The sequence below is a fragment of the Nocardiopsis sp. NPDC101807 genome (genome assembly GCF_044766605.1).
Classification (GTDB): domain Bacteria; phylum Actinomycetota; class Actinomycetes; order Streptosporangiales; family Streptosporangiaceae; genus Nocardiopsis; species Nocardiopsis tropica.
Genome location: NZ_JBIWMK010000008.1, coordinates 148,691 through 161,464 on the forward strand (window position 1 = coordinate 148,691; position 12,774 = coordinate 161,464).

The 12,774-nt window shown below is 72.6% G+C and carries 11 protein-coding genes and 1 riboswitch; of the genes, 3 read left to right on the plus strand and 8 right to left on the minus strand.

Annotation, left to right across the window (positions count from 1 at the left end; genetic code table 11):
- Positions 1 to 125 precede the first annotated feature (125 nt).
- From ACIRPH_RS24155 to ACIRPH_RS24165, 3 genes are all read left to right on the plus strand, one after another.
- Complete coding sequence (locus tag ACIRPH_RS24155) at positions 126 to 452, plus strand: hypothetical protein (RefSeq protein ID WP_402918171.1); 327 nt, start codon at positions 126 to 128, stop codon at positions 450 to 452.
- 34 nt (positions 453 to 486) lie between these two features.
- Positions 487 to 2,151, plus strand: a complete 1,665-nt coding sequence (locus tag ACIRPH_RS24160; RefSeq protein ID WP_402918174.1) for an alpha/beta hydrolase — start codon at positions 487 to 489, stop codon at positions 2,149 to 2,151.
- 115 nt (positions 2,152 to 2,266) lie between these two features.
- A complete protein-coding gene (locus ACIRPH_RS24165; protein ID WP_402918177.1) occupies positions 2,267 to 2,668 on the plus strand; it encodes a hypothetical protein in 402 nt (133 codons plus the stop codon).
- Positions 2,669 to 2,672: 4 nt separating this feature from the next.
- Here ACIRPH_RS24165 and ligD read toward each other — a convergent pair whose 3' ends face one another.
- From ligD to ACIRPH_RS24205, 8 genes are all read right to left on the minus strand, one after another.
- A complete protein-coding gene (ligD, locus tag ACIRPH_RS24170) occupies positions 2,673 to 3,566 on the minus strand; it encodes a non-homologous end-joining DNA ligase (RefSeq protein ID WP_402918180.1) in 894 nt (297 codons plus the stop codon).
- A gap of 227 nt (positions 3,567 to 3,793) precedes the next feature.
- Positions 3,794 to 4,738, minus strand: coding sequence for an electron transfer flavoprotein subunit alpha/FixB family protein (locus tag ACIRPH_RS24175; protein WP_402918183.1), 945 nt, complete (start codon positions 4,736 to 4,738; stop codon positions 3,794 to 3,796).
- A gap of 33 nt (positions 4,739 to 4,771) precedes the next feature.
- Positions 4,772 to 5,551, minus strand: a complete 780-nt coding sequence (locus ACIRPH_RS24180) for an electron transfer flavoprotein subunit beta/FixA family protein (RefSeq protein ID WP_402918186.1) — start codon at positions 5,549 to 5,551, stop codon at positions 4,772 to 4,774.
- 408 nt (positions 5,552 to 5,959) lie between these two features.
- Complete coding sequence (locus ACIRPH_RS24185) at positions 5,960 to 8,299, minus strand: protein kinase (protein ID WP_402918189.1); 2,340 nt, start codon at positions 8,297 to 8,299, stop codon at positions 5,960 to 5,962.
- 376 nt (positions 8,300 to 8,675) lie between these two features.
- Positions 8,676 to 9,464 carry an enoyl-CoA hydratase/isomerase family protein gene (locus ACIRPH_RS24190; protein ID WP_402918604.1) on the minus strand — a complete coding sequence of 263 codons (789 nt, stop codon included), beginning with the start codon at positions 9,462 to 9,464 and terminating at the stop codon, positions 8,676 to 8,678.
- Between the two features lie 55 nt (positions 9,465 to 9,519).
- Positions 9,520 to 10,311 (minus strand): energy-coupling factor transporter transmembrane component T family protein, encoded by a 792-nt coding sequence (locus tag ACIRPH_RS24195; protein ID WP_402918192.1) that lies wholly within the window; start codon positions 10,309 to 10,311, stop codon positions 9,520 to 9,522.
- Positions 10,308 to 11,804 carry an ABC transporter ATP-binding protein gene (locus ACIRPH_RS24200; RefSeq protein WP_402918606.1) on the minus strand — a complete coding sequence of 499 codons (1,497 nt, stop codon included), beginning with the start codon at positions 11,802 to 11,804 and terminating at the stop codon, positions 10,308 to 10,310. The genes ACIRPH_RS24195 and ACIRPH_RS24200 overlap by 4 nt, the downstream gene beginning before the upstream one ends.
- A gap of 105 nt (positions 11,805 to 11,909) precedes the next feature.
- Positions 11,910 to 12,521, minus strand: coding sequence for an ECF transporter S component (locus ACIRPH_RS24205; protein ID WP_402918195.1), 612 nt, complete (start codon positions 12,519 to 12,521; stop codon positions 11,910 to 11,912).
- A gap of 110 nt (positions 12,522 to 12,631) precedes the next feature.
- Positions 12,632 to 12,739, minus strand: a riboswitch (TPP riboswitch).
- Positions 12,740 to 12,774: the final 35 nt, after the last annotated feature.

Genomic DNA, 12,774 nt, shown 5'->3' on the forward strand with positions numbered 1-12,774 from the left:
CCCGGGCGAACCCCCAGTTCAGGGCCGCACGGACCGCCATGCGGCACGCATGTCCGGATCCGCCACCGTTCCGGCACTGTCTGTAGGCTTGCCCCGCCCCCTTCCCCACCCCCCCGGGAGTCCCCGTGTCCAGCGGTACCGGAGTCAACCCCGTCGAAGCCATGTCCGAGGCCGAGGAGGCCGAGGCGCTGGCCGAGGCCATGGTCTTCCTCGGAACCGATTTCGAGGCCGCCGTCGAAGGGCTGGTCTCAGCGGTCTCCGAACACGTCTCGCCCGGCCTGGCCGACTACGAGCTGGACGCCATGGAGCACATCCGGCGGGTCGCGCAGAACGGCATCAACCTGGCCCAGAACGTCCAGGGCGCCGACCTGGCGATCACCGACTCGGACCATGAGAGCGCCGAGCGGTACCAGGAGGGCCTGGAGGCCCTCGACATCCGGATCAACTTCTGACCCCGCGCCCGCCACCCACCCCCCGGAGACACCCGTGAGCGACGTCGCCTCCATGTCCCTCGGCCTGCCCGCCGACATCGACGCCGACGTCGGCGCCATCGAGTCGGGCGCCGACGACCTCGACGCCGTGTGCCGGAAGATGACCGGCCAGTCCGAGGGCGCCCACAGCCAGTTCCAGTCGTCCGCCGGCGAGTTCACCGACCTCATCGCCTGGAACATCGTCTCCGGCTCGTCGGAGGAGCTGGCCGCCTGGCAGGAGGCCGCCGCCGCCCTCACCTACGGGGCGGCCGTCCTGCGCCGGTGGGGCCTGGACGTCGAGGCCTACCGGGCCGAGCGGGCCAAGCTGGAGACCCGGTGGGAGGAGGAGAAGTCCGCGATCAGGGATGCGGGCAACGACTCCATCCTCGGCAGCGTGGGCCAGGAGGCGACGGGGAGGCCCGCCGAGCGCATGGAGGAGCTGCGCGAGGAACTGCTCACCGAGCACTCCGGGCACTGGGAAACCCTGATGGACCAGGCCGAACAGGCGGAGAAGGACCTGCGCGACGGACCCTGCCAGGAGACCCTGGAGCGCCTGGTGGAGTCCGCCCTCCTGTCCGGCAGTCAGCTGCTGTATTTGGGCGACGCCGTTCCCGGCATGGTCCCGGACGAGCTGACCGGCGACGAGCACCCGTCCATCGTCAACCTGTGGTGGACCTCCATGACGGAGGAGGAGCAGGCGCAGGCCGTGCGGGACCACCCCGACCTGCTCCGCGAACTCGACGGCATCCCCTCGGCCGTGCGCGACGAGCTCAACCGGGTGCACCTGGACGAGGAGATCGAGCGGTTGGAGGAGGAGGTCGAGAACGCGCAGGAGGAACGCGACGAGGCCTTCGACTCCCTGACGGACTCCGACGGCGGCATGGGCGCCTACAACGCCCAGACCGACCTGACCGACCTCGAAGGGGAGCTCTCCACGCTGACCACCCTGCGCGACAACCTCGAAGACGAGGGTGCGGACAGGTACCTGCTCGCCCTCGACGCCGAGGGCGGGGGACGCGCGATCGTGGCGAACGGCAACCCCGACACCGCCGACAACGTGGCCACCCTCGTCCCGGGCACGACGACCACCTGGCAGAGCATCGACTCCCAGATGAACCGGGCCGACGCCCTCGTGCAGTCGGCCACCGGAGTGGACGAGGAGGGCAGCCACTCCGTCATCAGCTGGATCGGATACGACGCTCCCAACGCGGTCGAGGCAGCCGGCGCGGGCCGGGCCGAGGACGCGGTCGACGAGCTGAGCAGCTTCCAGGACGGGTTGCGCGCCACCCACGTGAACCCGTCCCCGTCGAACAACACCGTGATCGGCCACAGCTACGGTTCCACCGTGGTGGGTCACACCGCTCAGGGGGAGGGAGGGCTCAACGCGGACAACATCGTGCTGGTGGGCAGTCCCGGGGCCAACGCCGACCACGTGAGCGACCTGGGACTCGCCCCTGAAAACGTCCACGTCTCCACAGCGGAGAACGACAACATCACGTACCTCACCGGCTTCACCCACGGAATGGACCCGACGGATCCGGACTTCGGAGCAACGGGGTTCAGGTCGAACCCGGGCACCGACGGGGGCCAGTGGCCGCTCAACGACGCACACTCAGAATATTTCGATCCTGACACCAGGTCCCTGCGGTACATGGGTGAGGTCATCGCCGGACAGAAGTAGGGGAACAGTGGATACCAACGCTCTCGGACTCGTGTGCAGCGGCGTCGCCGTCATGACGGTCCTGACCGCCTGCGGTCCCGTTGGGAACTCGGATACTTCGGAGGAGGAGGCAGCAATGACCCATGACGAGGCCTACACCAGGGTGGAGGAGCACATCGCCGCGGCCGTGGCAGTGTTCCCCGAGGCCCCGGAGCTCGAAGCTCTGGGAGGCGATGTCGCCAATCCCTGCGACGACACAGTCGACGGAGGCGAGAGCGGCCGCGCGTCTGTCGGCCGCACCTACTGGCTGCGTGGCCTTCCCGCCGAGGACAACGAGGCCAGCGTCGAACTCCTGCACGAGTACTGGACGGCCAACGGCTACCAGGTGACAGACGACGGACGCCCCGAAGACCTGGCGGTCTTCGTCGAGAACGAGGAGGACTCCTTCCGGATGTCCGTCCAGTCGAGCGTCCAGGGCAGCCTGTCCATCGGGGCCTCCTCGCCCTGTGTGTGGCCGGAGGGCGCCCCCGGGTCCTGAGGGGTCAGCCGAGCCGCTCCAACCGCTCCAGCGCCCTGCGCGGCGACCGGGCGTGGCGGCCCATGCCCGCGAACGGGCACGCCTCGCGCTCCAGGTCCGTGCCGAACGCCCGCGACGACTCCAGGCCGTCCAGCTCCGCCCAGGTGACCGGGGCCGCCACCGGGGCGCCGGGCCTGGCCCGCACCGAGTACGGGGCGACCGCGAGCTGCTCGCGGCCGTTGCGCAGGAAGTCGACGAACAGCCTCCCCTTCCGGGCCTGCTTGCGCACCTCGGTGGTCAGCTCGTCCGGTCTCCGCGCCGCCACGCGGTCGGCGACGCCCTCCGCCAGCCGCCGCACCTCCTGGTCGTCGGCCTCGGGCCGCAGCGGCGACCGCACGTGCAGCCCGCGCGAACCGGTCGTCATCACGTACGCGGCCAGCCCCACCTCGTCCAGCACCTCGCGTACGTCCCGGGCGGCGGCCCTGCACTCGGCGAAGGCCTCCTCCCCGTCCCCGGCGGGGTCGAGGTCGAGCACCATCCGGTCGGGGAGGCCGAGGTCCGGTTCCCTCGACTGCCAGGCGTGCAGGGTGATCGCCGCCTGGTCGGCGCACCACACCAGGGTCGCCGCGTCCCGGCACTCCATCATCGTGCCGCCGCTGGTCCGCACGGTCCGCACCCACTCCGGCGTGGAGGGGTGCTTCACGAAGAACCCGCCGGCCCCGACCCCGTCCGGGTAGCGGTCCAGGGCGACCGGGCGGCCCTTCAGCTGCGGCAGCATCAGCGGAGCGATCCGCTCGTGGTACCGGGCCAGGTCCTCCTTGGTCGGCCCGCCCTCACCGAACAGCGGTTTGTCCGGCTTGCGCACCTCCACGACGCGTCGGCCCGCGCGCACCCGGACCGCGCCCCCGTGTTCCGCCATGGCCCCTCCCAGGTCCCGCCGCCCCGGGACGCCCGTCCCGGTCGGCTCCGTGGGCCCCGCCTACCCGGGCCTCCCCGCCGGAAAACCCGGCGGCCCGCAGCGGCCCGGACGCCTCCCGACGGAGTACCGGCCTGGCCGTAACAGGATTTCCGGTGGTTCTGCGGACACAGCGCGAACGCCCGGCCGGGTGACCCCGGCCGGGCGTTCGGCGTGTTCGGCGCGTGCGCCTACTTGCGCTTGTTGATCTCCTCGGTGAGCTGCGGAGCGACCGAGTGCAGGTCGCCCACGACACCGAAGTCGACGAGCTCGAAGATCGGCGCCTCGGGGTCCTTGTTGACCGCGACGATGTTCTTCGCGGTCTGCATGCCCGCACGGTGCTGGATCGCGCCGGAGATGCCCAGGGCCAGGTACAGGTTCGGGCTGACCGTCTTACCGGTCTGGCCGACCTGGAACTGGTTCGGGTACCAGCCGGAGTCGACGGCGGCACGGGAGGCGCCGACGGCGGCGCCCAGCGAGTCCGCCAGGCCCTCGACGACGGAGAAGTCGTCGGAGCCGACGCCGCGGCCGCCGGAGACCACGATCGCGGCCTCGGTGAGCTCGGGGCGCTCGCCCTGCTCCTGGACCACGCGCTCCACGACCTTGGCGGTCTTGGCGGCGTCGGAGACGTCCACCGAGACGGCCTCCTCGACGGCCGCGCCGGCGGCGGCCTCGGCCGGGACGGAGTTCGGGCGCACGGCGACGACCGGCACACCGGTCCGCACGCGGGCGTGGGTGACGGTGCTGCCGCCGAAGATGCTGTGCTCGGTGACCACGTCGGCGTCGACGTCGACGACGTCGGTGAGCACACCGGAGCCGAGCTTGACGGCGGTGCGCCCGGCGATCTCCTTGTTCTCGGCGGTCGCCGAGACGAGGATCGCGGCGGCGCCCTTGTCCTGGGCCAGCTTCGCGAGCAGCTCGGCCTTGGGGGCGACGACGTAGTCGTTGAGCTCGGCCGGGGCGACGTAGACCTTCTCGGCGCCGAACTCGGCCAGCGCGGCCTTGCCCGACTCCGCGCCGTCACCGATCCACACGGCCGCGGGCTCGCCGATGCGGCGGGCCGCGGTCAGCAGCTCGGTCGTGACCTTCTTGACCTGTCCGTCGACGTGGTCGACGAGGACGAGGACCTCAGCCATAATCCTTGAACCTTCCTGAGTCTCTCGCCTGGCCTACACGAACTTCTTCTGGGCGAGGAAGTCGGCGATCTTCACGCCGCCGTCACCCTCGTCCTTGACGATCGTGCCCGCGGCGCGCGGCGGCGCCGCGGCGAAGTCGACGGTCTCGGTGGTGGCGTTGGCCAGGCCGACCCGGCCGGTGTCGATGCCCGCGTCGGCCGCGGACTTCTTGTCGACCGGCTTCTTCTTCGCCTGCATGATGAGCTTGAAGGACGGGTAGCGGGGCTCGTTGATCTTCTCGACGACGGAGACGACCGCCGGGAGCTGAGCCTCGACCACGTCGTAGCCGTAGTCGGTCTGGCGCTGGATCCTGATGGCGCCGCCGTCGATGTCGACCTTGCCGGCGAGCGTGAGCTGCGGCAGGCCGAGGTACTCGGCGAGCGCCGCGCCCATGACGCCGGTGCGCGCGTCGGTGGACTCGGAGCCGAGGACGACCAGGTCGAACTCGACGGTGCCCAGGGCCTGCGCGAGCGCGTAGGCGCTCTGCAGGGCGTCCGATCCGTGGAGCGCGTCGTCGTTGACGAAGACGGCCTTGTCCGCGCCCATGGAGAGGGCCTTGCGGATGGAGTCGGTGGCCTGGTCCGGTCCCATCGTCAGGACGGTGACCTCGCCGCCGTGCTTCTCCTTGAGGAGCAGGGCCTCTTCGATCGCGTACTCGTCGAGCTCGTTGATGACGCCGTCGGACGCTGCGCGGTCGAGCGTCCTGTCGTCGGCGTTGAGCTTCCGTTCGGTCGCCGTGTCCGGGACCTGCTTGACCAAAACGACAATATTCATGGCCGGTGGCCGACCTCCCTGCACTCTGATCCGCCGTGTGGCGGGCGGACGCCGGTGCGCCCCGTTCTGCCAACAATGCCGAATGCCGTTCGGTCATTCGACGGCGGGGCCGCCTTTCACGTCAAGGACGGTCCCGCGATGTGCCCGTACACCAGATGTTACTGGCTAGTAGCTTGAAGGCCAACCCGCGACCCCAAGTGTGACTTAGGAAACCCTAACCAATGCCCTGCCACCGGATTCGGCGGCCCCGCCGAGCGCGGCCCGCCGGGTCCGGCCCGCGCGGCCGAGGCCGTCGGCCCGCCCACCACCACCCTAGGTCGCGCGCGGCGGTCGGGAACCGGTCGCACCACCGGTGGAACCACCGGAGAACCGCGAGGGCCCCCTCCCGTTCCGGGAGGGGGCCGCTCGTCACGAGGATCCGCCGTCGAACCAGTCGGACGGTCCGCCGAACGGCGCCCAGTCCGGGGTGGAGGACAACCCGATCGACAGGATCAGCATGGTCAGCAGGACGATGCCGACGATCACGCCGATGTAGAGGTACAGGCTCCGGAACCGCGCCCGCTCCACCAGCCACACCGCCTGGTGCCGCGCCTCGCGGCCGCTCGGCATGATGTAGCTGAGCAGGATCATCACGAAGATGGCGAAGGCGCCGGTGTAGTTGGCGCCCTGGCCCGGGGTCGCGTCCACGACCGTCGCGTAGACCATGCCGACCAGGATCCCGGCCAGCAGGTAGATCAGGCCGAACCCGGCGGTGCGGACCACCATGCGCCCGAACGCCCACGGGAAGCTGAGCGCCACCACCATGCTGTCGGAGTTGCGCGGCCCGCGGGTCTGGAGGCGGCGCGCGTGCTCCGCCTTGACCACGTCCAGCGCGCCCAGGCCGGCGATGATCACGACGCCCAGGAGGGCGCCGAACCAGGGGAACCACAGGGCCACGCCGGCGAGGGCGATCATGACGGGGATGAGCACCAGCGGGTGCATCCGCCACGCCTCGGCCTCGTACTCCTCGTCGATGTAGCCGTCGCCGTCGGCGTCGACGCCCTCGTCGTCACCGCGGAAGTAGTCCCCCACCCGGTCGTTGCTGCCCCGCTTGAAGCGGCTCAGCCAGCCGCCGCGCTCCTCATAGTCGTCCTCGGCGAACTCCTGCGTGTTGCGGCTGCCGCGCCCCTCCTCGACCGGCGTGAGGATGTCCGCGAAATCGCCCTTGTGCAGGGGCGTGTTGAAGAACTGCGTGTGCGGCGCCTGGTACCCGTCCTCCGGATCGGCCGTCCGGGGGTGCCCCCGGCCGGGCTCCACGGGGTCCATCATCATCGTCCCCTGCGGGTCGTCCCGCGGGGGCTCGCCGGGGCGGATGCGCCGGGTGTTCCCCGCGTCGTCCGGGTCGTCCCCCACGGGGCTGATCCGCATGGTGCCCTGCGGGTCGTCGAGGTCGTCGCGGCCGCCCGGGGGGATCCGGTCGGTCCCCTGGAGCCCGCCCAGGTCGTCGGTCGACTCCGGGTCGCTCCAGCCGCGCTGCGCGCCCGCGGCGCCCGACAGGTCGTCCGTCGGGTCCTCGTCGGCGTCCCAGGACCGCCGGCCGCCCCGCGCGCCGGAGAGGTCGTCCGTGGCCTCCTCGTCGGAGCGCCATCCGCCCGACTCGGCGGCATGGGTGGAGCGGGGGGACCCTCCGGGACCGGACCACGCGCCGGAGGCCGGGTTCGCACCGCTGCTCGTGTGCGCGGGCCCCCAGCCCTCGTCGCCGGCGCCGCGTCCCGCCAGGTATCCGGCGGCTCCGCCGAGCACCGCGCCGGCCGCCCCCGCAGCCGCGGCTCCGCCCGCTCCCCGCCCGGAGTCCTCCGGTCCCCCGCCCGCGGGGGCGTTGTAGACGGTGTGGTTGCCGGTGAGCCCGGTGGACCGGACCCCCTGGTCCTCGGTCCAGGGCAGGTCCAGGTTGAGGCGGCCCGCCTCCGCGACCAGCTCCGCGGCCGTGGGGCGGTTGCGCATGTCGCGGGAGACGGCGCGGTTGACCAGCGGGCGCAGCGCCTCGTGCATCCCGTCCATGTCGATCTCGCCGTTGAGGATGCGGAAGAAGATGACCTCGAAGGAGCCCGCGCCGTAGGGCGGGCGTCCCGTGGAGGCGAAGGCGACGGTGCCGCCCCAGGCGTGGATGTCCGTCGCCGGACCGAGGTCGGTGCCCTCGATGACCTCCGGGGACAGGTAGCTGGGGGTGCCGACGAACGTGCCGGTCTGCGTCAGCTTGGCGCCGTCCACGGCGTGCGCGATGCCGAAGTCGATGACGATCGGCTCGCCGTTGGAGATGATCACGTTGCCCGGCTTGAGGTCGCGGTGGATCACCTCCACCGCGTGGATGTCCTGGATCGCACGGGCGAGCCCGGTGATGAAGCGCGTGAGCGCGCGGCCCCGGAGCGGGCCGTGGTCGGTGACGGTCGCGTCCAGCGTGGGCCCGGGGATGTACTCGGTGACCACCCACGGGAGCTCGGCCTGGGTGTCGGCGTCGATGACCTCCGCCACGTTGGGGCTCTGCACCCGTCGCATGGTCTCGACCTCGCGGGCCAGCCGGGCCCGCGCGATGTGGTCGCCCGCGACCTCCGGCTTGAGGACCTTCAGCGCGACGAACTGGTCGGTCCGGGGATCCTCGGCCTGGTACACCACGCCCATTCCGCCCTGCCCGATACGGCGGCGGATCACGTAGTGGCCGATGCGCTCCGGCAGCTCCTCACCCGTGGGGAAACCTGCCGACATTGCCATCGAGAACTCATCCCCTCAAAAGACCGCATACCACCACGTCCAGCTTATCGGCCGGGGGATGGGTCAACATTGGCTTGTGTGGCCCGTCTCGGACCGGTGTGGTCTGTTCGGGACCGCCGGAGGGTCATGGGGGTCCGGCGGCCCGTCCGCCCTCGGACGACCACCACCGAGTATGACGGAAAACTGACGTGGGCGGTTCCGACCCGCTCGTCTCGACTGGCCGGATCCGGACGACCGGAGCAGGTCCTGTATCGCTACTTAACCTGACAAATGACTAAAACCATGCCAAAAAACAACAAAGCTTTGGGGAAGGGAGGGGCGGGCGCACCGGCCCGAACGGCCCGGACCCCCGCCCCGAACTGCGCGGCGACCCGCGTCAGCGCCCGTTGAACACCGCCTTGCCCGGCCCCTGCTCGACGAAGCTCCGCATCCCCGTCTTCTGGTCCTCGGTCGCGAACAGCCCGGCGAAGTGCAGGCGCTCGATCTCCAGCCCCGAGTCCAGGTCCGTCTCCAGGCCCCGGTCGACGGCCTCCTTGGCCGCGGCCAGCGCCACGGCGGGCCCCTCCGCGTACCGGGCCACCAGGGCCACGGCCGCCCGGTAGACGTCCCCGTCCGGGACGACCTCGTCGGCCAGCCCGATGCGCCCGGCCTCCTCCGCCCGCACGTGCCTGCCGCTGAAGATCATCTCCTTGGCCCGCGCGGGCCCGATCAGGCGCGGCAGGCGCTGGGTGCCGCCCGCCCCCGGGATGACGCCGAGCTGGATCTCGGGAACGCCCAGCCTGGCCCCCTCCCCCACGACCCGGAAGTCGGCGGCCAGCGCCAGCTCCAGCCCGCCGCCGAGGGCGTACCCGGTGACGGCGGCCACGACGGGCTTGGGGATGCGGGCCACCAGGGTCAGGGCGTTCTGGAGGCCGCGCCCGTACTCCAGCATCTCCGCGTGGGTGCGGTCCGCCATCTCCTTGATGTCGGCCCCCGCCACGAACACGCGCTCGCCGCCGTAGAGCACCACCGCGCGCACGGCGGGGTCCGCGGAGACCCTCGTGGCGGCCTCGGCGATCTCCGCCGTCAGCACGGCGTTGAGCGCGTTGACCTTCGGCCGGTCCAACCGGAGCACGGCCACCGCCGGGTGGTCCGGATCGGTCTCCACGCGCACGAACTCGCCCACGAACTCCACCTCTTCCACTTCGACGTCACTGTCCCGGGCTACCTAACCACCCGTGTCAGGAGAACAGCAGCACCAGGGTGCCGAGCCGCGCGGACAGCGCGTACGCCCCCGCCAGCAGCAGGGCCGCCCCCGCGAGCAGGAGCGTGTCCCCGCCCCGCCAGCGGCTCTCCCTGGCCCGTGTGCGGGGCCCGGTGCCGAACGCCCTGGCGTCCATCGCCGTCGCCAGCAGGGTTCCCGTCCGGATCGACCGCACCAGCAGCGCGAACAGCCTGCCGAAGAACAGCGTGACCATCCGCACCGGGTTGCCCCCGGCCTCCAGGCCGCGGGCCCTCCTCGCCAGCGTCACGGTCCGCCACTGGTCGGCCAGCAGGGGGATCAGCCGCAGCGCCGCCAGCACGCCCATGGCGGGGCGCTCGGGCACCTTCAGCCTCTGCACGAGCCCGTCGGCCATCTCGGTCGGATCGCTGCTGACGGCCGCGACGAGGCCGGGGAGGGCGATGGCGAGCAGGCGCACCGCGGCGCCCAGCGCCCCCTCCGCGCCGTGTTCGCCGTACAGGTAGTTGACCAGCCCGCTGGAGAGCCCCATGAGCAGGAAGGGGCCGCCGAGGACGAGCAGGGTGCGCCGGCCGATCCCGCTGAAGGGCAGGACCAGCAGAACGCCGGCCAGCACCACCCCTCCGGTGACCGCGTCCACGGCCGGGACCAGCCCGAGCCCCAGCAGCAGCGCGGCCAGGAGCTTGGCGGCCGGGTTGAGCCGGGTGAGCCGGCGGCGCGCTCCCCCGTCGCCCGGCGCCTCCGGGGCGGAGGCGTCACCGCCCCTGCGGCCCCGGTCCTCCGAGACGCTCACAGCTCCGCCTCCCCCGCCGTGCCCCGGACCGCGCGGCCCTCCGCCACGCGCACCCGCACGTCCGCGAAGTGCCGCAGGAGCAGTTCGTCGTGGGTGGCCACGACGACGGCGCACCCCCCGGCCCTCAGCCCGTCCAACAGCTCGACCAGCTCCGTCCACGTCCGGGTGTCCTGGCCGAAGGTCGGCTCGTCCAGGACGAGGACGCCGGGCGCGTGCGAGGGGCCGGAGCTGAGCGCCGTGGCCACCGACAGCCGCCGCTTCTCGCCCCCCGAGAGCGTGTAGGGGTGGGCGTCGGCCAGGCCGGTCAGGCGCAGCCGCTCCAGCAGCTCGTCCACCCGTTTCTCGGTCCCGGGCCCGTCCGCCCCGGCCCGCCGCGGGGCGAACAGCAGCTCGTCCCGCACGGTGCCGGTGACGAACTGGTCCTCCGCGTGCTGGAAGACGGTGCCCACGTGGCGGGACAGGAGCCGGGCGGGCCAGCGCGCCAGGGGCCGCCGGTCGGCCCCTGCCAGGGGGCCGCGCGGCAGGACCGCGCCCCTGTGGGGTCGGGAGAGCCCCGCCAGCAGAGTCAGCAGCGTGGACTTGCCCGCCCCGTTGGGGCCGGTCAGGGCGGTCGCCGTGCCGGCCGCGACGGAGAGGTCCACCCCGTCCAGCACGGTCCTCCGGGGCGGGGCGCCCACCCCCAGCTGGGAGGGGGTGCGCGCGGTGACGCCCACCGCCTCGACGCGGGGGCCGCCGCCCGGCGCGGGGACCGTGGCGGGGGAGGGCTCGTGACCGGGGACCCACACGCCCTGCTCCGCGAGGGAGCGCCCGTGCGCGGCGAACACGTCCGCCGGGTCCCCGTCGGCGACCACTCCGCCGCCCGGTGCGACGACCACGACCCTGTCCACCAGTCCGACCACGTCGGCGACCCGGTGCTCGACCAGGAGCAGGGTCGCCTCGGTCTCGGCGAGCAGGCGTTCCAGGACGCCGCGCACCAGGGCCGCGCCCGCGGGGTCGAGGTTGGCGGTGGGCTCGTCCAGCAGGAGCAGGCGCGGGCGCATGGCGAGCGCGCCGGCGATGACCAGCCGCTGCTTCTCACCGCCCGACAGCGCGCCGGTGGGGTGGTTCCGCCCGTACGGGAAGCCGACCGCGCCGAGCGCGTCGTCCACCCTCGGCCAGATCAGGCCGGGGTCCACCCCCAGGTTCTCCGGGCCGAAGGCGACGTCGTCGCCCGCGCGGGCCATCACCAGCTGCGTCTCCGGGTCCTGGCCGACCAGGCCGACCCCTCCACGGCCCCGGTCGGCGGGGAGGCCGTCGACCAGCAGCGTCCCCTCCTGGTCGCCGTTGAGGGCGCCGTCGGGGCCGGTGAGTCCGGCGAGGGAGTGCAGCAGGGTGGACTTGCCCGCCCCGGAGGCGCCGAGCAGCAGCACGCGCTCACCGGGCCCGACCGTGAGGTCCACCCCGCGCAGGGCGTAGGACTCGCGGCCCGCGTGGCGCCACCCCCAGCCGGACAGCTCGACGCGTGCGCCGCCCCCTCCGGGGGACCGGAGGGGGGCCGGTGCGGCGGGGTGCTCCGCGGTCGCCCCCGTGGGGCCGCGGCGGTCGTGGTCGGCCACGGGTCAGCCCCTGGCCGAGGGGAAGGGGGCCAGCGCGCCGGACCTGGCCAGCGCGGTGGTGAGGAGGCGGGCGCCGACGCCCGCGATGACCGCCGCGCTGATCACGACGATGACGCCGTAGACGAGCTGGAAGTGCAGGGGCCAGGTCACGTTGTAGACGATGTTGTCGCGGACGGCCGGGGAGAGGCCGGCCGCGGCCGCCGCGAGCACGGCCACGCCCATGCCCCAGCGCCGGTAGCCGAAGGCGAGGAAGACCAGTTCGGGGAGGAGGCCCTGGAGCGTCCCGTCGAGGATCACCATGACCCCCCACTGCGTCCCCAGCACCGCCGACACCAGGGAGGCCGCGATCGAGGTGAGCAGTGCGGCGCCCGGCTTGCGGATGACCAGTCCGCCGAGGACGCCGGAGATCAGCCACATGCCGTAGACCGCCGCCTGCGCGGGTGGGAAGCCCACGAAGAGCGGGGTCGTGACCGACCAGACGATGTTCCAGAGCCAGAAGACGACGCCGACGGCGACGCCGATCACGGCTGCCACGACGATGTCGACGGTGCGCCAGCCGCGCAGCCGTCCGAGGACGTCGCGCCAGAATCCGGTGCGCCCGGTATCGGTGCTCATCAGGTGGTGTCCCTTCGTCGGGGTGGACGAGGGCCCATGTGGCCAAGAGCGACGCCGGAGGACGTGCCGCGCCCCGGGACCGTCCCGGGTGCGCGGGAGCACGCCGCCGGAGACGGGTTCCTACGACTTCCTTCGCTGGCATGACCCAGATCAGGTGTGTAAGGGTCTGCGGCCGGGTGCCGCACTCTCAGCGCTCACGCGCTCCCCTGTCGGTTTCCCTCCATTATGCGTCAACAACGGGGGCCGCGGGGTG